Source organism: Stenotrophomonas sp. SrG (genome assembly GCF_050031795.1).
In the GTDB taxonomy this organism is placed as follows: domain Bacteria; phylum Pseudomonadota; class Gammaproteobacteria; order Xanthomonadales; family Xanthomonadaceae; genus Stenotrophomonas; species Stenotrophomonas rhizophila_A.
On record NZ_JBNBBE010000664.1, the window covers coordinates 1 to 249 of the forward strand.

The window sequence follows — 249 nt, forward strand, 5'->3', positions numbered from 1 at the left end:
TTCCGTGGTCGAGTGAAAAGGTTCTGGACACCGCACGCGCCACCGCGACCGGCGGCCGTGAAGGCCACGGCACGTCGGCGGACAACGGGCTGGTCGTGCGGCTGGCCAGCCCGCGCGTGCTGGGCGGCGCCGGCGGCCCGGGGACCTGCCCGGGGCAGCTGTTTGCTGCGGGGTATTCGGCCTGCTGCCGGGGTGCGCTGTCGTGCGTCGCCGGGCAGGCGAAGGTCGCGCTGCGGGCCGAGTCCGGCG

1 pseudogene is annotated in these 249 nt (G+C 75.9%); it reads left to right on the forward strand.

Annotated elements, in window-relative coordinates:
- Positions 1–249: pseudogene (locus tag ACQG3P_RS21230) on the forward strand (organic hydroperoxide resistance protein); the annotation flags it as partial.